Below are 25,775 nucleotides of genomic sequence, written 5' to 3'. Positions count from 1 at the left end.
AGAATGCCAGACGTCAGCACGGACCTCAGGGTTTTCAATGATTTTGAAAGAAACCCGGAACTTCTCAAAAAATTCGACAAGGTGTTGGAGGCGTACTCTGCCGCTGCCATTTTTGCGGATGTGCAGTACCGAACAGGCGTGATGGACAGCGCCATCAAACCCGCCTTCCGCGCCAAGGTGACAGGCCAGGCCGTGACGGTTCAGCTTTCAAAAGGCGACCTGGTCGACCCATTGCGAGCGCTTGAAATGGGACAACCCGGGGACGTGATCGTTGTGGACGCGGGTGGAGATCGTCAAACGTCGGTCTGCGGCGGTTTGATGGGTGGTCTGGCCAAGAACCGTGGCATTCGCGGTATGATCGTCGATGGCACCGGGCGCGACACAGATGAGTTGGAAGACATCAACTGGCCAATCTGGACGCGCGCGATCACGCCGCGCGGAACGCACACGATGTTCTCGGAACGTAAAGAAGAACTTTCGATTAATGTGCCCATTGCCTGTGGGGGCGTCGTCGTAAACCCCGGAGATTTCATCGTAGCTGATCTTATGGGCGTCGTTGTGGTTCCACAGGAAATTGCCGAAGAAACCGTGCGCCTTGCTCAAGAGCAAGCTGACCGTGAGGAGGAAACCCGTAAATGGGTGGCCCAAGGCAAAACCGTTGAGGATCTGCTGAATGAATTCGGTCGCATCTGAACCAGCGCTGATCGGCGTAGATTGGGGTACTTCATCGTTCCGTGCATTTCTCATTGGTGCGGAGGGCGAGGTGATCGATGGAGTCTCGTCGCCTGAAGGTATCATGCAGGTTGCAGGACAAACCTTTGAGGCGGTTCTTGATCGTCTCATCGGCCCTTGGGTCGCCAAGGCTGACCTGCCGATCCTGGCATCTGGCATGATCACCAGCCGCAATGGCTGGGTAGAAACGCAATATGCCGAAATGCCGCTGGGTGCTGGCGGTCTTGCGCGAGCGTTGGTCCCGCACGAAGCGGCCAACGGAGCGCGTATTCATTTTGTGACAGGTGCTTCGACGGAACATGCCGGAGGACCCGACGTGATGCGCGGCGAGGAGACCCAAATCATCGGGGCATCTTCGCTAGGCTTGAGCGAAGGCATGTTCGTGATGCCGGGAACGCACAGCAAATGGGTTCAGGTTGATGACGGGAAGATCGTGGATTTTTCGACCTACATGACAGGTGAGATCTTTTCGGCGCTGAAAGAACACACGATCCTTGGCACTTTGATGAAGGAGGACGCCTTCAGCGAAGACGCATTCGTGATGGGCGTCAAGGCAGGCCTCAGTGGTGAGTCGAACCTGCTGCACAACCTGTTTCATGTCCGGACGCTTCCTCTTATGGGCAAAATCCCAAAGGTTGCTACGGCCGACTACTTGTCGGGCTTGTTGATCGGGACCGAAGTTGCTGCGGCAACCGGCGAAGTAAAAGACGTCGGCACGATCACTGTTGTTGGACGCAGCGACTTGTCCGACCGATACGAAATAGCGCTTCGAACTGCTGGTTTCGACAGCCGTCGCGCGCCAGATGATATCGTTGCGAAAGGGCATTTTCTGATTGCTCGCGCTGCGGGGTTGGTTGGATGATTGACCTCACCGCAGCTCTTGCCGAGAACCCGCTGATTGCGATTTTGCGGGGGCTGGCACCAGAAAATGCGCGCCCGGTGTCTGATGTACTCTACGATGCCGGGTTTCGGATAATCGAAGTGCCACTCAACTCACCGGACCCGCTGGAATCGATAGGGCAGATCGCCGTGAAACATGGCGCTCAAACCATCGTCGGCGCTGGCACAGTGTTGACTGTGGATCAGGTCGCGGCAGTTGCTGATGCAGGCGGGCGGATCATCGTGTCGCCCAATATGAACCCGGACGTCGGGCGCGCGGCTGTCGCGCGGGATCTCTATTGGTGTCCAGGCGTCATGACCCCATCCGAGGCCTTTACGGCGTTGGATATTGGAGCATCGGTCCTGAAATTTTTTCCGGCGGAAATGGTGCCACCCGCTGCCATCGCAGCAATGCGCGCCGTATTGCCTGCAGACGCAGTCGTCGCTGCGGTAGGGGGCATAACGCCGAATACGATGGCGTCGTATCATGCCGCGGGTGCAGATGGATATGGGCTGGGTTCCGCGCTGTTCAAACCGAACTATACATTGGATGATATTGGCAGGCGCGCGCGCTCCTTCACCAGTGTATTGGAGGAACTTGGATGAAACAGGCCCTTGTTACGGGCGGTACGCGAGGGATTGGTGCGGGTGTTGCACGGTCGTTGGTTGACGCAGGTTGGTCCGTCATTGCCGCATCCGCCTCCCAATCCGAATTGGATGCATTCGAGCCTCAGGACGGGATAAAGGTGCGGCTCTTGGATGTCACAGACCAGATATCCATCAATGATGTATTCGGCGAACTCACGGGTCTAGATGCCTTGGTGAACTGCGCAGGTATTCTTCTGCGTGGCCATGAATACGACATCGATGTCTTTGCCAAGGTACTCGATGTGAATCTGACCGGGACTATGCGCTGCTGTCTTGCCGCGCATCCATTATTGGCGGAAACGCGTGGGGCTATCGTCAATACAGCCTCTATGCTCAGCACCTTTGGTGGACCTTTGGTGCCGGCCTATTCTGCTTCCAAGGGTGGCGTGGCACAGTTGACGAAGGCGCTGGCAGGTCGCTGGGCCGAAGACGGCATCCGGGTCAATGCTATCGCGCCGGGTTGGATCGAGACAGAGATGACCCAGGGCCTTCGGGAAGACCCTGAACGAACAGCGGGGATCATGGCGCGTACGCCAATGAAACGCTGGGGGAAACCCGAAGAAGTCGGTGCGCTTGTGCAATGGCTTTTGAGTGAAAACGCCAGCTTTGTGACCGGATCGATCTATCCGGTCGATGGCGGCTATCTCGCTATGTGAGGAAAATCAATGAATGACGATGACACCGCCCGAATGCCATATCAGTTGCCGTTTCCCAAGGATGCGCAAGACGAGATCGTGATCCCGAACGCCATGAGTGAGGACGACAGGCTATGGGTTCCGCAGGCAGAGAACGTCTGGTTCCGACCGCTCTGCCTGAACCGCTCGCAAGGTTATTGGATGAACCTTCTCAAAGTGCGCAAAGCTGGTGTTCTTTCGCGGCACCGCCATCCACAGCCAGTCCACGGCTTCGTCCTGAAAGGGCGCTGGCATTATCTGGAACATGATTGGGTTGCGGAAGAGGGGGGATATGTCTTTGAGCCGCCGGGTGAGACTCATACTTTGGTCGTTCCCGACGATGTCGAAGAGATGGTCACCTATTTCCAGGTCAATGGCGTGATGTGCTATGTTGATCCGTGGGGCAAGGTCACTGGCTACGAAGATGTCTTTACCAAGATTGATCTGTGCCGAAAACACTTTGCGGAAGTCGGTCTTGGAGAAGATTACGTTGAACAGTTCATCCGGTGATGCGCCGCGTTTCGCGCTTGTAGCGCATGATGCGCGAAAGGACGAAATCGTTGAATGGGTGGGTCAGCAATTGGCCCGCCTGTCCAGAGTACAAATCTTTTCGACAGGGACCACCGGCAGTCACATCAAGCAAACCTATCCAGAACTGGATGTGACCTGCCTGAAAAGCGGACCACTCGGAGGCGACCAACAGATCGGCGCCATGATCTGCGAAGAGAAACTGGATGCATTGATTTTCTTTGTCGACCCTCTCTCACCCATGCCACATGACGTCGACGTTAAGGCTCTGACCCGTCTCGCAACGGTATATGATCTGCCAATGGCATGTTCGCGCTCAACCGCGGATCTGATCGTCAAGGGGCTGATTGACGAGGATGACAACGCGCCTGGGTGATACGCCACGCGCCGCAAGCGCCGATCAGCCAGTTCTCAGAAGGTGCTCTGCCAGACCGCCGAGGTTTTCGCTGCCAAGCTGGCTCATATTGGCCTCAATGTCAGCTTTCAAGATGTGAACGAGATGGTCGATCCCTCGTGCTCCGAACGCTGCAACGGCATATTGAAAGGCGCGTCCGACCATGACGAAATCTGCACCTTTCGCCAAGGCACGCATGACGTCCAATCCCCAGGCAACGCCAGAGTCATAGATCAGTGGCACATTTGTTCCGACCGCCTCGCGGATGTTCGGGAGTTGGTCAATCACGGCGGGCCCGGCTTCGAATTGACGCCCGGAGTGGTTTGAAACCCAGATGCAATCCACGCCTTCGGCCACCATTTTTTGCGCGTCCTCCGGCCGCAGGACACCCTTGACGATCAGGTGACCCTCCCATTCCCGCCGCAGTTCGCGCAGGTAGTCCCAATCTGGAATCCCACGGATCAGAGCGCCTGCATGGGTAAAGCTTTCTCGCCCGCGGGTCGGGACGTAATCGTCAAAGAACCGCATACGTGGCATGATGCCCTCGCGCAGATGTGCAAGGCACCAGGCGGGTCGTGATGCCATTTCAGTCAGCGTGCGCAGGTCAGCTTTTGGAGGCACCGTCAGATTGGCACGGCGCTGTCGTTCGCGCCGGCTCTCTTCTGGAACGTCCACCGTGATAATCAGCGTATGAAATCCCGCTGCCTTTATCCTCGGCAGCATCGCGCGGCGCAAATCGCCGGACTTTACCGGGTAATGCTGAAACCATCCGTTTTTGCCAATGTAAGGTGCCACATCTTCCGGTGAAGCAACCGCAACGCTCGACAGCGAAAACGGAATGTTGTGAGCAACCGCTGCCTTTGCAAGCATCCGCTCTGCTCCTGCCCACATCAGGCCGGACATGCCTACCGGTGCTATCCCGAATGGCAGATCGTAAGTTTGACCCATCAATGTAGTCTGCAGGTCGGCCTTTGTTCGGCCGCATAGTACACGCGGCATGAACCCGATGGCATCAAGTGCGTCCCGGTTGACCTTCAATCCCAGCTCTCGGCCGGTCGCGCTGTCGAGGTATTCGAAGGCAAACTTCGGAATGCGCTTTTGTGCGGTTTTCCGAAGGTCTTCTATCGACGGGTGGGATAGGTCCAGATCCATCCGGGTCCTCTGTTCGTTGTCTAACGGTTGAAGCTCCTCAGTCGGTCACCAAAGGGATGGCAAGGCCAAGGAAATTGCGGGCACATAGGTGATGAACATCAACAAGATCAGCATGCCGACAAAGAATGGCAGGATCGCCCGGCTGAGGCTTTCGATGGAAACCTTCGAAATGCTGCTGGCCACGAACAGGTTCACTCCCAAAGGTGGTGTGCAAAACCCAATGGCCAAGTTGACCGTCAAGATGACACCAAAAACAATCGGATCGACACCCAGCGCGGTTGCAACCGGCAGCAGGATCGGCGTCATGATGATGATCGACGAAATCGTCTCCATGAACATTCCGATCACCAGCAAAAGCAAATTGATCAACAACAAAATGATGATCGGATTGTCGGATAGGCTGGTGATTGTTGTTGCGAGTTCTGTCGGGATTCTTGCGAGCGTGATCAACCTGCCAAAGGCGGTCGCCATGATCACCAATATCAGAATGGTCCCGCTGGTCTTTGCACTGCCCGCCAAAACCTCTGGCAGGTCCTTGAGGGTGATGTCTCCATAAACGAAGATGCCGATGAAAGCGGCATAAACCACGGCCACGGCACCGGCTTCGGTTGGGGTAAAGATGCCGCTATAGATGCCCCCAAGAATAATCACGGGTACTAGAAGCGCCCAGATGGAAGACCGGAAGCTCTGCCAGACGCCCGGACCTGAGAACGTAGTCGTCGATTGGTGAACAACCTCGTCCTTTCGCAGCAGAACACGAGCGACCAACATGAACATGAGGGCAAAAAGGATGCCAGGAACAACGCCTGCAAGAAACAGTTTGCCGATCGAAACCTCGGCAGTAACACCATAGATGATGAAGGGAATACTTGGCGGGATCATTACACCGATCATTCCCGAGGATGCCGTCAATGCGCCGCTGAATTTGCGCGTATAGCCGACCTTTTCCATCTCGGGGATCATGTTCGATCCGATGGCGGCTACGGTCGCAGGAGACGAACCGGATATGGCGGCAAAGAACACGCAGGCGAGTACGTTCACATAAGCAAGCCCACCGCGGATATGCCCGATCAGTGCGTTAGCGAACCCAACCAATCGACGAGACATTCCGCCGTGCTGCATCAGGTCGCCTGCCAATATGAACAGAGGGACGGCAATTAGAGGAAACGAGTCCGCGCCAGTTACCACCGACCGTGCCAGAAGAACCATGGGTGGCGTGCCATCCACAAAGACCATCACAATCATAGTGGCCAAGCCCAGACAGATGCCAATAGGCACGCTGAAGAGCAACAGGGCAAAGAGCGTCAGAAAAAGCGTTGTTGCAAGCATGCCGGGTTCCTCACGCCTTGGTCCCTGCGATCAGACGCAGGGTTCGGATCAGATGTTGAGTGACGCGGATCGCGGACAGGCCCGCGCCAATCGGCGCCGAAGCATAAAGGATCGGGATCGGTAGTCCCAAAACGACTGAGGTCTGACTGGCCACAAAAGGCTGTCGGATAAGCTTGATGCATTCAACTGTCAGAACGATCAGAAATCCAAGGACAAGAAGCGCGATCACAATATCCGCGTAAAGCCTTGCGCGCTCGCTTAGGACATCACGCAGGACCGTGATACGCACATGATCGCCTGTGTGGAATGCATAGCTGACGCCAAGCCAGACAAACCATACAAACAGCCAAAGCGTTAGCTCTTCGCCCCATGAAAGAGAGGCATTCAGAATGTAGCGCATGAACACATTGCCAAAGATCAACAAGACAATCGCGGCCAAAAGTGCACTGGCTAAGACCTTTTCGGCATTCATATCGATCCATTTGATAACCGACACCGTTCACCTCCCCTTGAACGAAAGGGGCACCCGAACCCTCATGGCACGGGTGCCCGTATTGGCTGAGTAGTCCGAGGGTCAGCTTCCGCTCGCTGCGGAAACCGCTGCTACCCAGTCGTCATAGGCTTCGGCGCCAACCTCGTCGCGATACTGCAGGCGGACGCTTTCGGTTTTGTCGGCAAAGGCCTGTCGCTGCTCTGCAGTCAGTTCCAGAACCTCGACACCGGCAGCACGGATCTGTTCCAGCTGTTCCGCATCTTCGCTTGCGACCAGTTCCGCTTGATAGTCACGTGCGGCGGCCATCGAGTCCCGCACCAGTTGCTGATGCTCTGCGGACAGCGAGTCAAAGAACGGTTTGGAGATGACAGGCATATAGACCGCAAAGACATGGCCCGTGGTCGAAAGGTATTTCTGCACCTCGTAGAAACGCTGTGAGGTAATGATCGCCAGCGGGTTTTCCTGGCCGTCGATCACGCCCTGCTGGAGGGCAGAATAGACCTCACCAAAGTTCATCGGCGTCGGGTTGGCCCCGAGCGTTTCGAATGTCGCCACATGCGCCGGAACCTTCATGGTACGCAGCTTGACACCTTCGAGGTCTGCAGGGGTCGCAACCGGACGAACATTGTTTGTCACGTTGCGTACTCCCAATTCAAGCCAGCCAAGACCGACCAATCCCTGGTTTTCGACCCGTGCAAGCATGTCATCACCAGCATCGCCATCAAGAACATCAAAGGCGATGTCTTTGGAGGAATACATGTAAGGCAGTTCAATTACTGCAAATGCCGGGTCCCAGCCCGCGAAGAAAGAAGAAGGAGGAATGGCCATTTCCAGAACGCCGGTTTGAACACCTTCGATCATTTCGCGATCAGGCCCCATCTGCGACGAAGGGAATATCTGTACGTCGATCTCACCATTCGAGCCAGCTTCGACCAGTTCTTCAAATTTCAGTAGCGCGCGATGCATATGAAACGCTTCTGCTGCGCCATGCCCAACCTTAATAGCTGTTTCAGCGGATGCTGCAAAAACAAGCCCGGCTGACATGACGACGCCAAGCGCCAATGTTGATTTCCTGAACAAGGTATCCTCCCACGGATTTAGATATTTTCGATCTATTATCTGAGATATCAGATATAATATAGAAATCAAGCTTACATGTGTTATTGTGTTAGCGAGACGAAATGGGACGAAGTGAAAATGACCGAGATTTTGCAGATTAAGCGCCCGGATTCATTGAGTAAAACTGCTGAGGTGCATATCCGAAAAGGCATTATCAATGGCACGTTTCAATTGGGTGAATCGTTGCCGGAAGTGAAGCTGTCAAATGCCATGGGCATCAGCAAAACTCCGATTCGCGAAGCTCTATCAGCTTTGAATCTTCAGGGGCTCGTTCAGATCTTTCCTCATCGCGGAGCCTTTGTATTCTCTCTTTCTCAAGAGGACGTGGTGCAGCTTTGCCAGTATCGGCTCATCCTAGAATCTGCAGCTTTGGAGCAGGCGCTTGAAAAGAACCCCTCGGTTCTGATCAATGAACTGGCTACAATTGTTTCGAAGATGTCAGAAGCGCAGGAAGCGGATGAATTCGAGCAGTACTTGGAACTTGACGCCGAGTTTCACGACGCGTTTTTCAGGTCCTGCGGAAACAGTTACCTGCGGGATGGATATCAAAAAGTCAGTGATATCGTCCAAACTATGCGGACGCATCTGTCCAAGCGTTCCAATCGAACAACGAAATCTTTCAAGGAACATCAAGCGATCACATCGCTATTGGGCGAGGGTAAAGTAAAAGCAGCAACGAACACCCTCAAACGTCAAATCACTCGCGGTGAGCGTTCTTATTCTGATTTGGTTGGTGTCAATCAAACATAGGAGGCTCAGTTACAGAAGTAGCACTGAAGACTAGTGGCGGCATTTTGACCATTCTGATTTGATGGAAAGCCTTTGAGTCGCAAATGGCAAAGTTTGCGCGCTTCAGAAAACCAAGTTTTCATAAAATCAATTACTTAGATGTCGCCGAATGGCAAAACTATGTGTCGCCCGACAAATTGTTGAACGTCACACGAACCTGACCCAAACGTCATAGTTGGACCAGAAACTAGGTGAACGTTCGACATCAGAAGCCACCCCCAACGTTGGACATCAGTTGAATTTGACCTTTGCGTAATCAACTAACACGCCGCCCCCATTTTATGCTCCCGCAGGCAGTTTGGTTTGTTCTGACTTCCCTTTCGGAAAATCAGAGCTGATTTGTAGGTCAGACAGCGAAACCGCCTGTTCCTGCTAATCTGCCGCGTGGCGAACGCGGGAGGGGGCGAGGCAACGCTATTCGACAGAGGTGGTGCGGCCCGCAGGCAAAACCGAGGACACGGCCCTGTCTAAAAGGGTTGCCCGAGGGGGAGGGCCGCGCCCTCACCCTGACGGCCAGGGGCGTTTGGCTTGTCCAAATCCCGCTGGCCCACGAAAGGAAGGTGATGGGGAAGAGGGCTTGCCGCTATTTGCGATTGAATCCATCTGTCAAACTTCAAAAAGTAATAGTGGCCACCAGACAGACCTTCGCCGCGTTTGCAGTGCCAAGCACTGCAGATGACTGCTGCGCGCAGAATGCGGACTTTGCAAAGTCTAATGGTGTACGAAGAATGGGCGTTCTCAACATGGCCTGACGCGTTGGTCGATGAAGACTTAGGCGTGTCGCAAATCTGCGGCACTAATACCGCTCCATTGCTTCCAACAATTGTACAACGTCTTGCGCGGTCCGTATCCTTTGGGCGCGTCGCGCCACCGTAAGCCACTGCGATTGATGAAGATAATTCCACTCAGCACGCGTTTATCGCCAACACGAGGCTTGCCATGGGACTTTGGAAAGAAAGGTGCAGGCCGCGCCATTTGCGCGTCGTTCAACCAGAATAGATCAGACATGTTCACCGCTCGTTTCTTGAATCGTGAAGCTCACAATCAATCGGAAATCAATGGGTCCTGAACCTAAAAGGCTATTGTCCTTGTCAATCCGTCCGAGAATTCGCAATCGACAAACCAGTCATTGCCCGATGAACGCACGGAGACGAATGTCGGACCGTCACCGGCCACCGGCCTTTCAGTTTTCACAACGCAGGAGAACTGATCACCTGCCAAATCGAATGTGAACGTTTCCTGATCGGCAGTGTCCTCCTCCAGGGAATTCGCGAAAGGAAACGGTGCCCACAGCGCGGATGTGTGAACAGATGCAAAACGCGCGACCTGCTGATTTTGTGCGTTGAAGATATCGCCGGTGGCCAGACAGGCGCGATGTTCGTCCCCGGACAGAAACACGATATGTTTGATCTGATTTTTTGCGATATGGTCCAAGACTTCACGCATTGAAGCAAGATACCCGTCCCATCCATCCGAGTGAATGGCGCTGAGGTTGTCGGGGTGCAGCCGGGTGTCCCGCTGAATAGCGCGACGATGTCGTGGCAGAAACATCGATGGCGTCACAATGAATTTTACACCGTTGCCCTGGTCCATCCAGCCTTTGAGATTTGTCATCGCCGACCTATCGGCAAGTTCCGCGTTCGCAAGGTCACCCACAGCCCGCCGCGTTCTGTCGGTTCGGGTATTCAGCAGGAAGAAGCGTGCGTTGCCGTGTTCGAAGTCTTGACGGTTCCAATGCAATCCGTGTTGGTATTTTTTGTATGCGCACATTGCTTCCTTGAACCAATCCGATTGCTTGTCATTCACTCCGGTCCTGGGTTCCCAATTGTCCACGATTTCATGGTCGTCCAGCAACATATAGGATGGTACCGACCGAAGCGCCTCGCGCACCGTCGGGGCTCTTAACCAATTCTCGTACGGGGTCCGGTAGCGGTCGTTGATGTCCCGCGGATCAAACAGACCGGCGGTCGCATCGACATAAACCTGATCTCCGACCAGAAAACAGAAGCGCGGCGGCGTGGCAGAGTTGGCCAGCCGTTCGGCCAGCGTCCCGTAGGAATTGTAGGTCACTGGCTTGTCCAGCAACCCTGCCGGATACTGACACGATCCGAACATAAAGCGCGTTTGCTCATTACCGTCGGGCAATTTCCAATCGGGAATGACACCATCCAGTATGATATCGTCCTGATCCTGAAGCTGATCGAACACCGCATCTGCAACTGCCTGGTTGGACGCGAACTCCAATTCTGATACCGTCACGTCCCGCATGCCGGTATCAGACCTCGGATCAACTGCAACCCTGTTCATATCCCGTCGACCACGCAGGGTGAGACCCGACCTGTAAGTCTCGTCCGTGGGTCTTGTCAAACTGGCCCCTCGGAGCAGCGACCTTGAAACCGCCTTGCGGGTGTTTACGAACCGTTCGAGATCGAATTCCTCCGGTGCTGCGCGCGTAGGCTTACCGTCACGGCCGAACTTGAACACGTGATCCTGGCGATTGTCGTCTCGTTGAACAAAGTAATATTGGCGGCCCGCAGCCGGCGCCAATACATCGGCCTCGTCATATGCGATCAACACCAATGTGGCGTTGCCCGGTTTTTCAGAATTGAACCCCGGCATGAATTCCTGCTTGGGAACCTCGAAAACGGCCCAGCCGTCCTTCGCGAATTCCTGTTCAGGGTACACAACCATCGACAACAGCAGATAGTCTTCGTCCCAATCATCGGTTTGCGTGTCAGGTCGCAGTATCCGGTCATCTGTTACTTGAACCCGCAACAACACAATGCTTTCAGGTTTTCTATGCGATGGCGCTGCGCCGATCCGCGCAATATAACCCGGCGTCGTGGCGGCCTCAGGAGTCTCAAGTGTCATGACCGGCCCGATCCAGGGGGGATGGACCACTTTATCGGTGTTGCGTTTACCCTTATGGGGCGGCAGGTCCAGGTCCAGGAACGTGCGGATATGTTCAAATGTGGTCAACCTGTCCGCGCCGATCAGAGCGTCCTGGTGCCCTGCGTGCTCGACGATCTCCGGCATAAGATATTGAATCCCGGCGTCATGCAGAATTTTTTTCATTCTGTCGACGGTAACGGGATCAGACAGCCCGTTTTCGCCACCATGCACGCTGAAGGTCGGAATATCACTCCAAGTTGTGTCGAAATTTTCCCGCGAAACCCATTTGTTCCGGCCCCGAAAATCCGTCATCATATCATTTCGGGCATAGTGCAGGGTGGAACTGACAGTCCGAATGCTCAACGCTCCGAAATGTTCGTCTATAAACTCCAGGACTCCGGGGTCCATCTTGGCTGCGTTGAAGTCGCGCCCGTACAGCGCATCCATCCGGTGCCGCGTTCTGGTCCAGGGCGTGCGTTTCCAGGGTATCACGGGGTTTTCGATATCGAACTCATCGACGGGGTATGGCAACGTTGCCAGCACTCGGTCCAGTATGTCGTCCGCCAGGGACCGGGGGTCAGGGCGAAACTGGTAGTTGTCAGGTAGTAGCCCGACCAAATATTTCATGATATAGCCACGCAGAATATTGATCGGGGAAAACACCACAAGGGGTCCAACCTGCGTGAACGCCACGCGCCGGACCTTTGTGAACAGATCATCCGGGCCGGGCGGGTCCGATGCCGAGCCCAGGATCGCCATACTGCACACGACCGTCCCCATACAATGAGCCACCACATCGACCTGCTGCGCCTCGGTGACCTCGATCGCCTTGTTGATCACATAATGAACGTCATTCGCGGCGATCTGGTCGAAACTCCAGGGTACGGTCGCCGTTGTTTCGCGAAAATACGGGCTGGTGCGAAGATCAGCGATCAGAACCTCCCGCCCGCTTTCCCACAGGTGGCTGGCAAAGTTCGGATTGACCGCGTGATGTGCAAATGTGGTGCCACCGGCGCTGTAGCCGTGGAACATGACCACCGGAGGCCTTGTGGCATTTGGGTTGGGGTAGCGGGTGATCCGAACCTTCCCCTCGATTGGGCCAAGCGATTTGTCGAGATCCGGCACTTCGGCCCCAATTTGGCCACCGTCACAAAACACGTCAGCGTTCACGGTTGTACCATCTGACAGCCTGAGTTGATCCGGCGGCGCGAAGTCGATCACCTTGCTGTCATCATTCGTATCCGGAGCCCGGAAACTCCAGATATGAATGCCAAGCAGCAGACGTAAGAAATAGCCGACAAATCCGGTAATGTCCGAAATCGCGGTCATGGCATCCGACTGCTTTGTAATCCGGAACAGCGGAACGCCGATCCGCGCAAGATATACCATATCCAGATTTAGGACACGCGGTCCGCGTCTGTTGAGCCCCGGGAAGTCTTCCAGCGTCACGTCCATCAATTGCCGCCACGGGTTGCCGCGACGGTTGTATGTGAACCGTTTGACACCTCGAATGCGATTTCCGCCAAGTTGAATTTCGGACCCCGAAACTGCGGGACCAATCTTTAATCTGTAAACCAGTTTCCTGACTTCACCGGCCTTGCTGGCGATGGCGATCCCGGATTTGATCCGGCTAAGAAGCCCCGGTCCGGACCCGCCTGTGTGATCTTCGAAGGTCGCCTGGTAGATGTCCCGCAAACCCCGGTTCAGCAACCATGCCTTGCCCGCCCTCCAGATCCGCCCCGTGGGCCAGCTGCTTTCGCGCTCCAGAACTTTGAGGTGGCCGGTCAGTGGCGCGCGAAGGATCGCTATGGCGTCAAGCTCCCGCTCGCGCCACATAGGAGGGCTCCATGTCTTGCTGAGTGGTTCCCAGTCATCCTTCCGGAATATCCGGATTTCGCTTCGGGTCAGCGGGTCCAGTTCGTCCTCGGAAAGAACAAGCGTGCAATCCCCCTGAGCCCCCGGATTCAAGTCCTGAACCGGTTTGGGCTTAAACCGCAACGTCAGCTCGGCAATGTACTGATCTGGTGATCCTCCGTCAGGGGTCAACTCCACAGGTCCGGAAAGACGTTCGATCACCTCGACTTCGGTCGGCTGCGGTGCAGCCGCCCTGTCGGTCTCGCGAAAGACCGGCCGCTCGAAAGGCTGTGTATCGGCCGCGACGTCAGGTTTGGCCCCTAACGACCATTGCACCGCCAGTTCCTCGGCCGCGCGCAGGGCCAGTGCGGCAATTGTCAGTGCCGGGTTTGTCCCCAACGCGGTGGGCACGATCGAACCATCCAGAACGACAAGATCATCGTAAACGCTGTTCGAGGTTTCAGACCTGAAGACCTGCCCGAGATGGTTGACCACCCCATGTGTCCCGCTGTCGGCCATGTTCAGACCGCCCAGTGGATGCACGGTTGTAACTGGGCCTGTCTGATCCCCGACCAGAAAATCCATATCCTTGGGCAAGGGCCGCCAGGCAGGATTTGCGATCAACCGCCCTCCCGTGTCGGTGGTCAATTTGGATAATTCGGTTATCTCCTTCTCAAAAATCTCTGGTTCGGCATCGGTCGGCCATCTCATGACGGCGGTGCCATCGACCTCGGTGTCATTCCATTCGACCTTGAATTCAATCGAACCCTGCGCCCCGTCGTCGCCCATAATGGCAAACGCGGCGGTTTTCTTGATGTGTGGCGGCGGCACCGCGTACCCATCGTCGGTCAGAAATCCATCGGAATGGATCGACCAGTCAATGTCTTGCAACCCCTGAAGGGCATTGACAGAACCGAACACCTCATTGAATGCAAGGCGCAACGACGCGGGGACCGAAATTTCTTCGATCAGAATGCCCTTGGCATCCCGCAGATCGATGATGCCGGTGATCGTCGGACCAATAGCGCGCTGAGACGGTTGCACGCTTTCATCGGCCACATTGTTCACAACCGTATCGGTCGCAAAATCCACCGCCAGCATGTCGCCGTTGGTCGAGCATCCCTGCCCAATATTTTTGGCTGAAACAGCCAACCCGCCTTCGCCGGAGCGTTCGAGAATTTCGTTCGATCCCAACGTCCCCGCCGCAAGTATGACCTTGTCGGCCCGGATCTTCACGACCGCACCATCCCTAAGCCGCAGGCTCTTGTCGGTGTAAACCGTGTTGACCACCCAACTGGTGTCGTCCTTCGACACGAAGAGCACGGTTGCGCCGCTGAATATTTCCGCGCCAGCCTGATGGGCAGTCGCCAACAAGCTCAGATCCAGCGATTCCTTGGCTCCGAAATTGCATCCCGTCGCACAATCCCCGCATTGCAGGCATTTATTCAGCCTGACGCCGGCGCAATTGACGCGGTCTTTCATGGCAACGGTTATTGCCGCCGACCTGAACGTCGCATGCGGGGCGATATCTTCCAACGCCTGGTGTTTGAGCGGTACTCCGTCGGGGTGGTTGTCGATTTTGTTCGGCACTCCGTCCACATGCGCGCCCAGCTTTTTCATGGCTCTGGTATAGAAAGGTTCCAACGTCGTGAGGTCGGACACTTCCGCAGGCCAGTCATTCTGGAAAACGCCTGGCTTCGGCGTCTCCATGACGCCGGCATTGATCAGGGACCCGCCGCCAACGCCGTTGGCGACGACCGTGTTGACCTCGGGGCCGAGCCGTAAGTCGAACAGCCCCTGCCGGTTCCCGTCCCGCCGAACGTGTTTGGCCAGCTCACCCAGCCCGGTTGGAAACGCGCCAGGCAGATATTCGTTCCCGCGTTCCAGAACCGCAACCTTTGCGGTGTCAGTCCCAATCGTGCGCCCGGCCAGAACCGCCGCGGCCATGGCCCCGCCATAGCCGCTACCGATGATCAGCACATCGAAATGCACGTCGGTGGGATTGGAGCGAACACGATCAACCAGCCTTTCAAATCCTTGCGAAATCCAGGCGGTGCGTGAGACAGAGTCGAAATCAGTCATGGCAAATGGTCCAGCCGGCCCGAATACGGGGAAACCATTCGATAGGCGCTCCGGGCCGTGGAACGCGCCATCGGTGAACCACCGGGGCTGAATGTGGCGGACGACGTTCAATTATGCGTGCCATCCCCCCAGGGCACTTCAATATTGTCACTCTAGCATATCCTGGCGTGAATTTCCCAAGGTCCGGCGGGATGGCGGGTTAAACGGGAAGACCCGCCCGTAAATCCCGCTTTTCGTTTTTAGAGGAAAATGTGCGACAATCCTCGATAAGGCGAGTGCCCAAACGAGCCGGATCAGAGGTTGCGTCGCCTGCGCACTGTCCGGTCAGTTTGGCGTTTGAACAGTGTCCCGACCTCACGGAGATCGGATTTGGACGTTTCATTGCAATCACTTGGCGGTTTACTGCCACTACATCTTCTGCGACAGCTTCATGGCGCCGATGGGGCAAGACCCAGTTTCGTCAGGTTATCCGGTGCGGCATTGCTGATTGATGTGTCGCGATACACGGCGCTGGTCGAAAGCCTGTCCCATCGCGGCCAGTCCGGGATGGAGCAAATCCCGAAAACGCTGGACCAGCCTTACAGCCTGTGCGTGGAACAGATCGTGTCCCGCGGCGGTGATGTCTATCGCTTTACCGGCGACTCCATTCTGGCCTTTTGGCTGAACACGCCCGGCAATCCGACGCGGGCGGTGCGTGATGCCGCCGCATGCGCCGAGGTCATTTGTCGAAATCCGTGGGCCGGAACCGACACTGATGACAGCTCGGTTCAGCCCGAGTTTCACGCAGGTCTGGGCTGCGGAGATATCTGGATTGCAGCCCTGAGCGGTGACCCCCACTGGCAGCTCCTCGCGGGCGGCAATGCCTGTTCACAGGCATCGGACGCGCTTGGGCGCGCGGGCGCGCGTCAGGTACAACTCTCCGCCGAAGCAAACGCCGCTCTGACGAATAATGACAGCGTTGTGCAAGACGCCGCCGCAACAACCGCGGCAGAGAAAGCCAGCGGCCCGTCCGAAGAATGGGTAAAGGGATTCCTTCCCCCAAGGATATGCCATCTGCTGGAACGACTTCGGGAAAATGCACCTCAGGACGCGGCGGGGCTGGAAAATGCGCTGAGTGCGTTCAGAGCGCTGGCCGAAATTCGTCCCATGACCGTGGTATTCATCCGCGTCTATCTGCGCTCGTCCGATATTTTGGACGTGTTTCCAACCCTGCAGACGCTGTGCCTCGAAATTCAGTCCGAACTCAATCATCGGGACGGTCCGACGGCTGACTTCATAATGGATAAGGATGGGCTGACCTGTCTTGCGGCTTTTGGAGAAACCGGGTCCTTTCATCGCGATGATCCCCAACGGGCGCTGGATTTCGCAATTGCAATCGAAAACGCCGCGCACCGATTGGAACTGAAGGCATCAATCGGCGTGGCAACAGGCGATGTTCTGCACCAGATCGTTGGCAATACCCGTCATTTGGAACCCATCCTCTTTGGCCAGCCGGTCAACCGCGCGGCGCGTCTGATGAACAAGGCGCTGGATGGTGTCCATTGCGATTCCCAAACTCAGAGAGTGACGCGGGATCAATTCAACTTCCAGGAAAGCGAGGCGCTGCAACTGGCCGGTTTGGGGCAACTTGTTCCCGTATTTCGTCCGGTTGAACGTCAAGTTACCAGTCGCAGTCAAACCGGATTGATCGGGCGAGCGGACGAGTTGACCTGGCTTTTGAAAGCTCATGAAGAGGTCAAGTCCGGAGCGAAGAGACTGGTCGCGGTACTTGGGGAACCCGGCATTGGAAAAACCACGCTGATCAATGCGTTCGCGCGCAACTTGAGCATTGAAACAGGTGAAGTCGTTGTTGCACATGCCGAACGGGATGATCGGCGCACGTCGATGCTCGTGTGGCGCAGGGTGTTGGCCGGTCTCCTGAAGATGGATGACGACAATTCGGGACTTGAGGTTTACAACGCCATCCGCGACCGCATTCCCGATGCCTCTGATCTTGCTGACCGTTTGCCTCTGTTGGGTGATCTCCTGGCCGCCGAACAGCCTGAAACTGCAAGTACGCTTCATCTGAAAGGGGCTAACAGAGTCGACGCGGCGATGCGCCTTGTCGGCGAAGTCATCAACGTCTTGGTTCCCCGTCCCTTCACCCTGGTTCTGGAAGACAGCCAGTGGCTCGATTCCGCTTCATGGCGGCTGCTGGAGTGGATTTTTGGGTCACTAGACTCAATTTTGGTTGTTCTGTGTGTCCGCGTTGGCGAAATGCCGAAGCAGCTCGACTCTTTATACAAGCGCGCGGAAAGAATCGATGCGGGGCTTGGTTCGGAAGAAAATGATCTTGCCTGGTATTTTCGCCCGCTCCAGGTCAGAGAGCTTGACGATGTCTCGGTCAAAAGACTGATGGATCGAATCTTGGATGATGTCCCTCCGCATGACGATGTCGCCCAGAGAATTGCGGAGCTGGCAGGTGGCAATCCGCTTTTTGTGGAAGAAATCACGCTCACGCTGAAGAACCAGGGACTGATTTCGATCCGCGACGGGTGTTGGCAATCCATCCTGCCATTGACCGATCTCGCCTTCTTCGAAGGAGTCGAGAAGGTCATTCGTGAACGGGTTGATCGATTGGATCAGAGATCGCGAAGCGCTCTGGAGGCCGCTTCCGTAGTTGGGCGCTCTTTCGCAATCAAGCCGCTCGAAGCTCTGCTGGGATTTGAACCAACCGATATCATCAATCACCTGACGGACGCTCAGTTAATACGCCGAGGGAAGAACAGAGGGTTCGAGTTCCGTCATGATCAAATCCGAGATGTCGTCTACCAATCGATTCCAAGTGAACGCAGACGAGCGCTGCATAGATCCCTTGCCCTTTTGCTTGAAGCCGAACATCCCGATGCCGAAGGTCGAAACCTTCCCGCCTTGGTCCAGCATTTTGAAGCGGCCGGGCTTGCAGATCATGCGGTCAAGTATGCAGATATCGCCGCCACAAATGCGCTGCGTACCGGAGCCTATCGCGAGGTTGAATCCTTCATTTCAATTTGTCTGGAACACAAACCGCATCGACGCGGCCGGAGGCAAAATGACCAATTGAGATTGGTTCGTTGGCGCCGACAACTTGCGGAAGCACATTATGGTCGCGGAGATATTCAGGCCCAGGGCAAAGCGATCCGGCAAGCACTGGATGCGGCCGGGGAAAAAATACCGAATACCAAGATCTCGACTGTCTTTTGCCTCGTTGAACGAGGTTTTCGCATAGTTGCGCGTCAATACTTGCCGCTGTCCCGCAATTATGTTGTGACATCAAAAAAGTCGGATTGGGATGGCGAAATAGCGCGCTGTCTGAACCAGGCCGCGACGGTAGATTATTTCGAACTGCGCTTTGTCCAGGGAATGTGCAACCTTCTGGGCGCTGTTAACCGGTCAGAGAATACGGGAATTTCGGTAGAAACCGTGTTGTCCAACTGCCAACTCGCCGCTGGTCTGGGCATGATGGGTTGGCGGACCCTGAATGCCAGGCTGATGAATCGTGCGGAACAAGTAGCGATTAAGCTGGACGATCCGTCTTTGCATGCGCACGTATGTACCTTGGATGCCCTTTGGCGGCTAGGTTTCTGCGAATGGGATAAGGTCGACGAACGGCTTGAGATGGCGCAGGCTCTTGCCGTGAAATCAGGGGATCAGTTGCGATGGTGTAACGCACAGGGAATTCGTTTCTGGTCGCAATATTATCGAGGCAATCTGAGCGCCTTGGAAGAAACCGCATATCTGTTGCTGCTGAGGGCCCAGAATGCCGGCAATATCCAGCAGGAAGTTTGGGCACTGAGGTGCAAGGCCCTTTGCCTTCTGCATATCGAGAGGCCGCGCGAAGCTGTGGATATTTTGCGCTTAACCACGTCCGGCATGTCTGGCTCTGTTGATTTGGCGGCCCAGATTTCTGCCGTAGGCGCCCTGGCGCTGGCGCTTACGCGCATCGGGAACCAATCGGAAGGTTTTGATGCCGCCGCTGCGACCCTGAAACTGCTGGACAAGATGCGCCGACCGTCATCTCACAGTGTAATTGTCGGTATTTCCAGCGTGCTGGAAGTGCTTCTGCGCGGGCGCGAAACGGGGTTTTCCGATCGGTACGAAGACTGGAACAGTCTGGAAAAAAGCGCTCTGTCCAAAATGGAAGACTACAGCAAAGCCTTTTCTGTCGGAAAAGCGCAGCTTGGTATGTGGCGGGGCACAAGTCACAGGCTGGATGGAAAATACAACCTTGCCATGGCCGAATGGGCGCAGGCAAAGCAGTGGGCAGATACGCATGAGTTGCGCAAGGACTCGGCTTTGATCGCTGCGGAAATCAGGCGGTGGCAGAACGATAGACAGGAATTCTGATACGGGGCGCTGATGCCAAGCAGACCACCCTACATGCTGGACTAGTAGTGCTTGATGTATGGGTCAGAATTGAATGACGTGATTCATGGATTTGTTGAGGTTTCGGCTGCTGATTGAGTCATAGCGTCAGTGATGCTCCACACTTAAGAAAGTGGCGATGCGTGAAAAACACAATAAAAACGAATGCTTGACTTGACTCTGATGTGTCGAAATTTTTGGCAATCCCTTAACAATCGAAATTCCGCAACATTTCCCGCAACATGTCAGCTCTCTTTGTTGTCTTAGTTGCGTTTTGTGATTGGGTGGCTTTGTTGCACAACTCAGGTTCTGGCCGCAGGTCCCCTTTTCCTGGACGAACTTATCCGAGGGGTTCTGTGACGGGTACGCCGAGAGCGGTGTAGCGGTTCAGGACGGCGACGCGTACCTGGATTTCGGCAACCTGTCGGTCGAAGTCCCTCGCCATGAGACTCTGTCCTAGAAGTTTCATACAATGCATCTTGGTCTCGACACGGCTTCGGCGGTGGTAGCCGATATACTATGACCTGCCCCCCGAGGCTCCCTCGTTCGTAGCGAGAGTCTGCGTTTCTGGTTTTCATAGTTCTGTTCGTCGGTTTGGACAAGCGTGTAAGGCGCGGCAAACAACCGTCTGACAGTTTGAGCCACCAACAGCTCGATGCTTTTTGCTGGGCGGAAATTCGCGCGGTTGTAGGCCAGTGCGGGGGCTTCTATTACTGAACGATAGCTTCACATTCAGTACGGCAAGCGCTTTTGAGAGAAGATCATGACTGACACCATCATTTCGCGGCGAACGAGCGGCGTTCCCGGGAATTATTCTCGGAGCATTGTGGGTGTCGGCAAAGCGATATCAACGCAAGAATGGCTTCGCAGCACACCCCAATTACTCCAGATAGGTTTTGAACCATTCAATTGTGCGGTCCCAGGCCAGGTTTGCCATTTCCTCGTCATAGCGTGGCGTGCTGTCATTATGAAAACCGTGGTTGGCGTTTTCGTAGATATAGGCCTCGTATACCTTGTCGTTGGCCTGCAGGGCGGCCTCAAAATCTGGCCAGCCCGCGTTGATGCGTTCGTCAAGCTCTCCCATCTGAACAAGCAACGGCGCCTGAATTTTGGCCACATCCTCGGCCGCTGGCTGGCGCCCGTAGAACGGGACACCAGCGGCCAGTTCGGGATAGGCCACGGCAATTGCGCTGACCACACCGCCGCCGTAGCAGAAACCAACAGCGCCGACCTTTCCAGTGCAATCATCTCGGTTCAATAGGTATTCAAATCCATTGAAGAAATCGTTCATCAATTCGACCTGGTCCACTGTCTTTTGCAGCGCGCGCCCATCCGCGTCGTTGCCTGGGTATCCTCCCACTGACGTCAGACCGTCGGGGGCCAGTGCCATAAACCCGGCCTTCGCCAATCGGCGCGCCACATCTTCGATGTAGGGGTTAAGGCCGCGGTTTTCGTGGATTACCAATACCGCGGGCAGGGTCTCTTCAACGCCGGCGGGTCGGACAAGGTAGCCGCGAACATCACCGGTTCCATTCGGTGAAGGGTAGGTGATGTAGTCCGCGTGGATATCGGGATCGTTGAACGACACTTGCTGAGCCATCGCGTAGTTCGGGCTGAGCATGTTCAGCAGCGCGACCGCTGTCACGCCGCCGACCGCGAACTTGCCGGCGCGATCCAGGAATTGGCGCTTGGTGATCTTGCCGTGCGCGTAAAAGTCATACAGGTCCAGAAGCTCCTGGTCGAAGTCTTTTGCCGTCATGCGAGTCATTGTGGATCTCCTAATGAGTTTGGCAGTCTGAAGGGTGGGTAGTATCCGATCTGAAGGTCTTGATTTAATTGAGCGTCTGGATGGGCTTCCTAAGATACCGCCGGTGACAGTTCCTTGCTCGCGTACCGTTCGCGCAGCACGTTCTTTTGAACTTTTCCCATAGTGTTTCGTGGCAATTCCGGGACAAGTTCGTAGCGGCGCGGATGCTTAAAGCGCGACAGCTTGTCCCTGATGGTCCCCGCAATCCGATCCGTGTCAAGTTTTTCGCCTGGCTCTGCGACCAGAGCGGCGATGATTGCTTCACCGAAGTCGTTGTCGGGGACGCCGAAAACCGCCGATTCCAGAACACCGTCGATGTCGTTCAGGATGTCTTCAATTTCTTTGGGATAGACGTTGTAACCACCAGTAATGATAAGGTCTTTTGACCTGCCCACTATCGACAGATAGCTATCCTCACTGTACTGGCCCAAGTCCCCGGTGATGAAAAACCCGTTCTCTCGCAGTTCTTCGGCGGTTTTCTCGGGCATCTGCCAATAGCCTTTGAACACGTTGGGGCCGCGAACTTCGATCATTCCAACCTCGCCTTGGGCCAACGGCTCTCCGGTTTCAGGGTTGGTCACGATCACCTCGGTGCCGGGTAGCGCCATGCCAACAGTTCCCGCGCGACGCTCACCACTGTAAGGATTAGAGGTGTTCATGTTCGTTTCGGTCATGCCGTAGCGCTCAAGGATACGGTGCCCGGTCCGCGTTTCGAACGCCCCGTGTGTTTCGGCCAGCAATGGGGCTGAACCGGAAATAAACAGACGCATGTTCCCCGTGACCTCTTTGGTGAAACCTTCATCCGCTAGCAATCTGGTGTAGAAAGTGGGTACACCCATCAGAAGGGTCGAGCGCGGCAATTCCTCCAAGGTCAAGCCAACGTCGAATTTTTCCATCAGCCGAACTTCGGAACCGGCAAGGTGTGATGTGTTCATCGCCACGAACAGACCGTGCGTATGAAAGATCGGCAGTGCGTGAATCAAGCGATCGTCGTTTGTAATCCCCCACAGATCAACGAGAGCATGGGCGTTGGATAGCAGGTTTTGATGGCTCAGCATTGCGCCCTTTGAGCGGCCTGTGGTGCCTGACGTATACAGCAACGCCGCAAGGTCGTCCGGTGCGCGATCCACGGTTTCGAATATGCAGGGCTGCGCGTCTGCCTCAAGGCTCAGGCTCGGAGTATCGCCGCCGAGGGTCAGCAGCTTGGCGCCAGATCGGGTCGCCAGTTTTCCGATTTCAGCCTCGTCTTTGCCGTCGCAGACGATCATCGCAGGTTGGGCATCAGAGATGAAATACTCCAGCTCTGGCAATGTGTAAGCAGTGTTAAGCGGCAGGTAGACTGCACCTGCCTGAACCGAAGCGGCGTAGAGCGCAATCGTATCGGCCAACTTGGGGGCTTGCACAACGATGCGATCGCCGGGGGAAACTCCGTTGATATGCAAAACATGCGCGATCTGCGCCGCACGCTTCAAAAACGCGTGGTAGGACACCACTTGGCCATCATCGAGTTGCAGGAACGGCGCCTCGTTTCCTTCATGGTGAGCAAACAAACTATCGTAGAGGGTATTTGTCACTCTGTATGTTCCCTTGGCTTGGCAGCAAGTGCGGCGGTTGATGCCGCGCGAACTGAACGCGAGGCTTCGATTGTCGCGTGTGTTGCGAATTCTTCGTGATGACGTTCTGTTTTGTTCAAATCATAAAGGTAGTTGACCATCGCACCGCCGGATTGTGATCGTCCGTTTGGCGATAAATCGGCTTCGGCGTGCAGCTCGTGCAACTCGGCACCATTGCCGAGGTGGAAGCGTGCCACGGGATCCAGCGGCATCCCATCCTCGCGCTTGGCGAACAACAGGTATCGGGCGGCCATCGCGCGCAAATCTTGTGGCGAGGTTGTTGCCTCAAGCACGGCCTCGGCGGCGTGGCCGTGCTCAGGGTGTTCTGTCTCGCCCGCCAACCAACGGTTAAGCCCTGGTATTGGCGACAAGGTCACAAAGGTATCAATCCCCTGAAGCTCTCGCGACAGCTCGGTCACAACCTGTTTGATCAACAGGTTTCCAAAGCTGATACCCATTAAACCCTTCTGGCAATTTGAAATGGAATAGAACGCCGCGACTTTTGCTTGTTCGACCTGGATCGGTTCCCGACCTTCGGACAAAAGCGCATCAATTGCGTCTGGAACTTCAGCCGTCAGAGCAACTTCGACAAAAATCAGCGGTTCATCCGGCATCGATGGATGGAAGAACGCAAAGCAACGACGATCCGGTGGATAGAGCCTGCGTCGCAGATCGTCCAGATCGTTGATCTGATGGACTGCCTCATAGGCAACGATCTTGTCCAGAACGCGGGCTGGGGTATCCCAACTGATTTGTTTGAGGACAAGAAAGCCCCGATTGAACCAGCTCCGCAACAAATGGATGAAATCAATATCTGTTCGTTTGAGCTCGGGGTTGGATTTGAGAAAGCGCAACAGGTCAACGCGCATTGATACGAGTTCTTGTGTCGCGCCGGAAGGTTGGTTCAATCGGCGCAGCAACTCTTGCCGTCTGGGTTCCGCAGCTTCACTAAGCTTTTGATATAAATCGGCACTTCGGCCCTTGGCATAGAGGCTTGCCGTTTCGGCAAGCTGATCCGCGTCCAGCTCAAGTTGGTCATTCAAATAGGCGAAAAACTCCAATTTCTCGGGGTCTTCCAAGGTTTGGTAGCGATCAAGAATTGTGGAGGCGAGGGTGAAACCCGATACTTCGCCTTCGGTGGACAACAAGGCCTCACAAAGCTCTACAATTGATCGGTTGTCATCGTTGCCGCGCCTTTTGCCGGGACGGTCTAACAGCTGATTCAGCAGATCGCCCAGAAACCAGTTCCGCTGCATTTCAGGACTCCATCTGACTGCTCAGGTACTCACCCGTTCGGCGGTAGTGGTTGAGCAAGTGCCGGGTTGCGCTGTCCGCGTCGTGGTCGAGTGCGGCATCTAGAATTTGCTGGTGTTCGGCAGCGATATCGCGCTTTTTGTAACTTGGCCCTCCCGCTGCCAGATACCGGTAGCGAATGTTGAGGTCGTAAAGCTGCGAGCAATACCGTAGCAGCAACGGCAGTTTTGCATTTTCCAACAAGGCCATATGAAACGCTTTGTGGGCGTCTTCGAAGTCAGGTGCACCTTTTTGACCGGCCTTTTTCATATGGTGATGACGCAAGACAAGCCTGTCCTCCCAAGCTCCGTCTGCATTGGCGATGGAAGCGCGGAGCGCTGTTTCCTCGAGGTTGCATCGCAGCAATAGTATTTCCTCGAAGTTGGCTTTGCTGACTGGCGCTGCTCGAAATCCGCGCTGATCGATCCGTTCGACCAGCATGTCAGAGGTCAGTAGGCTAAGCGCTTCGCGAACCGGGCTTGCGCCGGTGTCCAGAAGACCACGGAGTTGTTCGATCTTAAGCTTCTGCCCGGGAGGCAACTCGCCTGTGAGGATCATATCGCGCAGCCTTCGATACGCACCATGAGTGGCCGATTTCTCTTTGCCCTCGGTATCAAGCATGACGTCCATATCCGACTTTTCCTCTTTGAATGCGCAATCTTTGAAGTGCTTTTAACTGAGGGCGCTTGTTCCGGTCGATAGGCCGACTGAGAGGTTCAGAGAGCCTTCGTTGATCATCCAGCGCCGAAGCACAAAACTGCGCGCCCCGCTCTTATGCATCGGATCGTCCTCGGCCAGCTTTCGAGCGGCCTCAAGGCTGTCGGCGCGGTAGATGATCAGGCCCATTCCCTGCATGTGCTCACCGGTTTCATCCGACATTGGCCCGGCAAAAGCCAGCTGACCCGAACGTTCAAGTTGCGCCTGATATGCCAGGTGACCGGGCAGTGAAGCCTTCACATCTTCGGGCGCCTTGGCTGGTGTGCTGTGAGCAACATAAAGCTCCAAAGCCAATGCGCCACGGTTCTTTGCTTCTGATTTGTAGTCCGTCCAAGCGACCATTAGCACTCTCCAAAAATATCGATATTATTTGACATATTGCAAAATAGTCGGCAAA

Annotated in this window: 18 protein-coding genes and 2 pseudogenes; 8 read left to right on the top strand and 12 right to left on the bottom strand. The window is 55.4% G+C overall.

Going from position 1 to position 25,775, the window contains the following annotated elements; translation table 11 throughout:
* The first annotated feature begins 3 nt into the window (after positions 1 to 3).
* The 6 genes from ACR0IK_RS18840 to ACR0IK_RS18815 are packed head-to-tail and all read left to right on the top strand — an operon-like array spanning position 4 to position 3,837.
* The gene (locus ACR0IK_RS18840; protein ID WP_108861947.1) at positions 4 to 693 is read left to right on the top strand and encodes an RraA family protein; all 690 of its coding nucleotides are present in this window, start codon (positions 4 to 6) and stop codon (positions 691 to 693) included.
* Positions 674 to 1,594, top strand: a complete 921-nt coding sequence (locus ACR0IK_RS18835; RefSeq protein WP_480642743.1) for a 2-dehydro-3-deoxygalactonokinase — start codon at positions 674 to 676, stop codon at positions 1,592 to 1,594. The genes ACR0IK_RS18840 and ACR0IK_RS18835 overlap by 20 nt, the downstream gene beginning before the upstream one ends.
* Positions 1,591 to 2,217, top strand: a complete 627-nt coding sequence (locus tag ACR0IK_RS18830; protein WP_480642742.1) for a 2-dehydro-3-deoxy-6-phosphogalactonate aldolase — start codon at positions 1,591 to 1,593, stop codon at positions 2,215 to 2,217. Before ACR0IK_RS18835 ends, ACR0IK_RS18830 begins: the two co-directional genes overlap by 4 nt.
* Positions 2,214 to 2,915, top strand: a complete 702-nt coding sequence (locus ACR0IK_RS18825) for an SDR family NAD(P)-dependent oxidoreductase (protein WP_480642740.1) — start codon at positions 2,214 to 2,216, stop codon at positions 2,913 to 2,915. The genes ACR0IK_RS18830 and ACR0IK_RS18825 overlap by 4 nt, the downstream gene beginning before the upstream one ends.
* 9 nt (positions 2,916 to 2,924) lie before the next feature.
* A complete protein-coding gene (locus tag ACR0IK_RS18820; protein ID WP_170347546.1) occupies positions 2,925 to 3,443 on the top strand; it encodes a 2,4'-dihydroxyacetophenone dioxygenase family protein in 519 nt (172 codons plus the stop codon).
* On the top strand, positions 3,424 to 3,837 hold the full coding sequence (locus ACR0IK_RS18815; protein WP_480642739.1) for a methylglyoxal synthase: 414 nt from the start codon (positions 3,424 to 3,426) through the stop codon (positions 3,835 to 3,837). The genes ACR0IK_RS18820 and ACR0IK_RS18815 overlap by 20 nt, the downstream gene beginning before the upstream one ends.
* 24 nt (positions 3,838 to 3,861) lie before the next feature.
* Here ACR0IK_RS18815 and ACR0IK_RS18810 read toward each other — a convergent pair whose 3' ends face one another.
* From ACR0IK_RS18810 to ACR0IK_RS18795, 4 genes are all read right to left on the bottom strand, one after another.
* Positions 3,862 to 5,007, bottom strand: a complete 1,146-nt coding sequence (locus tag ACR0IK_RS18810) for an alpha-hydroxy acid oxidase (RefSeq protein ID WP_480642738.1) — start codon at positions 5,005 to 5,007, stop codon at positions 3,862 to 3,864.
* Positions 5,008 to 5,052: 45 nt separating this feature from the next.
* Positions 5,053 to 6,336, bottom strand: coding sequence for a TRAP transporter large permease (locus ACR0IK_RS18805; RefSeq protein WP_480642737.1), 1,284 nt, complete (start codon positions 6,334 to 6,336; stop codon positions 5,053 to 5,055).
* A 10-nt stretch (positions 6,337 to 6,346) separates the two neighbouring features.
* Complete coding sequence (locus ACR0IK_RS18800; protein WP_480642735.1) at positions 6,347 to 6,832, bottom strand: TRAP transporter small permease; 486 nt, start codon at positions 6,830 to 6,832, stop codon at positions 6,347 to 6,349.
* 78 nt (positions 6,833 to 6,910) lie between these two features.
* Complete coding sequence (locus ACR0IK_RS18795; protein WP_480642734.1) at positions 6,911 to 7,909, bottom strand: TRAP transporter substrate-binding protein; 999 nt, start codon at positions 7,907 to 7,909, stop codon at positions 6,911 to 6,913.
* Positions 7,910 to 8,026: 117 nt separating this feature from the next.
* On the opposite strand from ACR0IK_RS18795, the gene ACR0IK_RS18790 reads away from it, so the two are divergent.
* Positions 8,027 to 8,698: a GntR family transcriptional regulator gene (locus ACR0IK_RS18790; protein ID WP_480642733.1), complete on the top strand. Its 672-nt coding sequence runs from the start codon at positions 8,027 to 8,029 to the stop codon at positions 8,696 to 8,698.
* Between the two features lie 843 nt (positions 8,699 to 9,541).
* On the opposite strand, the pseudogene ACR0IK_RS18785 reads toward ACR0IK_RS18790, so the two are convergent.
* Both ACR0IK_RS18785 and ACR0IK_RS18780 read right to left on the bottom strand, forming a co-directional pair.
* Positions 9,542 to 9,745: pseudogene (locus ACR0IK_RS18785) on the bottom strand (transposase); the annotation flags it as partial.
* 63 nt (positions 9,746 to 9,808) lie between these two features.
* Positions 9,809 to 15,565 (bottom strand): alkaline phosphatase D family protein, encoded by a 5,757-nt coding sequence (locus ACR0IK_RS18780; RefSeq protein WP_480642731.1) that lies wholly within the window; start codon positions 15,563 to 15,565, stop codon positions 9,809 to 9,811.
* Positions 15,566 to 16,255: 690 nt separating this feature from the next.
* Here ACR0IK_RS18780 and ACR0IK_RS18775 point away from each other — a divergent pair.
* A complete protein-coding gene (locus tag ACR0IK_RS18775) occupies positions 16,256 to 19,930 on the top strand; it encodes an ATP-binding protein (protein ID WP_480642729.1) in 3,675 nt (1,224 codons plus the stop codon).
* A gap of 358 nt (positions 19,931 to 20,288) precedes the next feature.
* Here the strand turns inward: ACR0IK_RS18775 and ACR0IK_RS18770 are convergent.
* The 6 genes and pseudogenes from ACR0IK_RS18770 to ACR0IK_RS18745 all read right to left on the bottom strand — a co-directional run.
* Positions 20,289 to 20,459 (bottom strand): annotated as a pseudogene (locus ACR0IK_RS18770) (IS5/IS1182 family transposase); the annotation flags it as partial.
* A 369-nt stretch (positions 20,460 to 20,828) separates the two neighbouring features.
* A complete protein-coding gene (yghX, locus tag ACR0IK_RS18765) occupies positions 20,829 to 21,716 on the bottom strand; it encodes a YghX family hydrolase (RefSeq protein ID WP_480642727.1) in 888 nt (295 codons plus the stop codon).
* Positions 21,717 to 21,805: 89 nt separating this feature from the next.
* On the bottom strand, positions 21,806 to 23,329 hold the full coding sequence (locus ACR0IK_RS18760) for a malonate--CoA ligase (RefSeq protein ID WP_480642726.1): 1,524 nt from the start codon (positions 23,327 to 23,329) through the stop codon (positions 21,806 to 21,808).
* Complete coding sequence (locus ACR0IK_RS18755) at positions 23,326 to 24,624, bottom strand: malonyl-CoA decarboxylase (protein WP_480642725.1); 1,299 nt, start codon at positions 24,622 to 24,624, stop codon at positions 23,326 to 23,328. The genes ACR0IK_RS18760 and ACR0IK_RS18755 overlap by 4 nt, the downstream gene beginning before the upstream one ends.
* A 1-nt stretch (position 24,625) precedes the next feature.
* On the bottom strand, positions 24,626 to 25,291 hold the full coding sequence (locus ACR0IK_RS18750) for a GntR family transcriptional regulator (RefSeq protein ID WP_480642723.1): 666 nt from the start codon (positions 25,289 to 25,291) through the stop codon (positions 24,626 to 24,628).
* A 42-nt stretch (positions 25,292 to 25,333) separates the two neighbouring features.
* Positions 25,334 to 25,720, bottom strand: a complete 387-nt coding sequence (locus tag ACR0IK_RS18745; protein ID WP_480642721.1) for a YciI family protein — start codon at positions 25,718 to 25,720, stop codon at positions 25,334 to 25,336.
* Positions 25,721 to 25,775 lie beyond the last annotated feature (55 nt).

The sequence above is a fragment of the Ruegeria sp. BF7 genome, from assembly GCF_056538605.1.
Note: the sequence above shows the minus strand (reverse complement) of the source record. Positions and strands in the feature narration are given on the sequence as shown.

Coding starts and splice junctions, on each gene's coding strand:
- ACR0IK_RS18840 (WP_108861947.1), top strand. CDS start 4: ATGCCAGACGTCAGCACGGACCTCAGGGTTTTCAATGATTTTGAAAGA.
- ACR0IK_RS18835 (WP_480642743.1), top strand. CDS start 674: ATGAATTCGGTCGCATCTGAACCAGCGCTGATCGGCGTAGATTGGGGT.
- ACR0IK_RS18830 (WP_480642742.1), top strand. CDS start 1,591: ATGATTGACCTCACCGCAGCTCTTGCCGAGAACCCGCTGATTGCGATT.
- ACR0IK_RS18825 (WP_480642740.1), top strand. CDS start 2,214: ATGAAACAGGCCCTTGTTACGGGCGGTACGCGAGGGATTGGTGCGGGT.
- ACR0IK_RS18820 (WP_170347546.1), top strand. CDS start 2,925: ATGAATGACGATGACACCGCCCGAATGCCATATCAGTTGCCGTTTCCC.
- ACR0IK_RS18810 (WP_480642738.1), bottom strand. CDS start 5,007: ATGGATCTGGACCTATCCCACCCGTCGATAGAAGACCTTCGGAAAACC.
- ACR0IK_RS18805 (WP_480642737.1), bottom strand. CDS start 6,336: ATGCTTGCAACAACGCTTTTTCTGACGCTCTTTGCCCTGTTGCTCTTC.
- ACR0IK_RS18790 (WP_480642733.1), top strand. CDS start 8,027: ATGACCGAGATTTTGCAGATTAAGCGCCCGGATTCATTGAGTAAAACT.
- ACR0IK_RS18780 (WP_480642731.1), bottom strand. CDS start 15,565: ATGACTGATTTCGACTCTGTCTCACGCACCGCCTGGATTTCGCAAGGA.
- yghX (WP_480642727.1), bottom strand. CDS start 21,716: ATGACTCGCATGACGGCAAAAGACTTCGACCAGGAGCTTCTGGACCTG.
- ACR0IK_RS18755 (WP_480642725.1), bottom strand. CDS start 24,624: ATGCAGCGGAACTGGTTTCTGGGCGATCTGCTGAATCAGCTGTTAGAC.
- ACR0IK_RS18750 (WP_480642723.1), bottom strand. CDS start 25,291: ATGGACGTCATGCTTGATACCGAGGGCAAAGAGAAATCGGCCACTCAT.
- ACR0IK_RS18745 (WP_480642721.1), bottom strand. CDS start 25,720: ATGGTCGCTTGGACGGACTACAAATCAGAAGCAAAGAACCGTGGCGCA.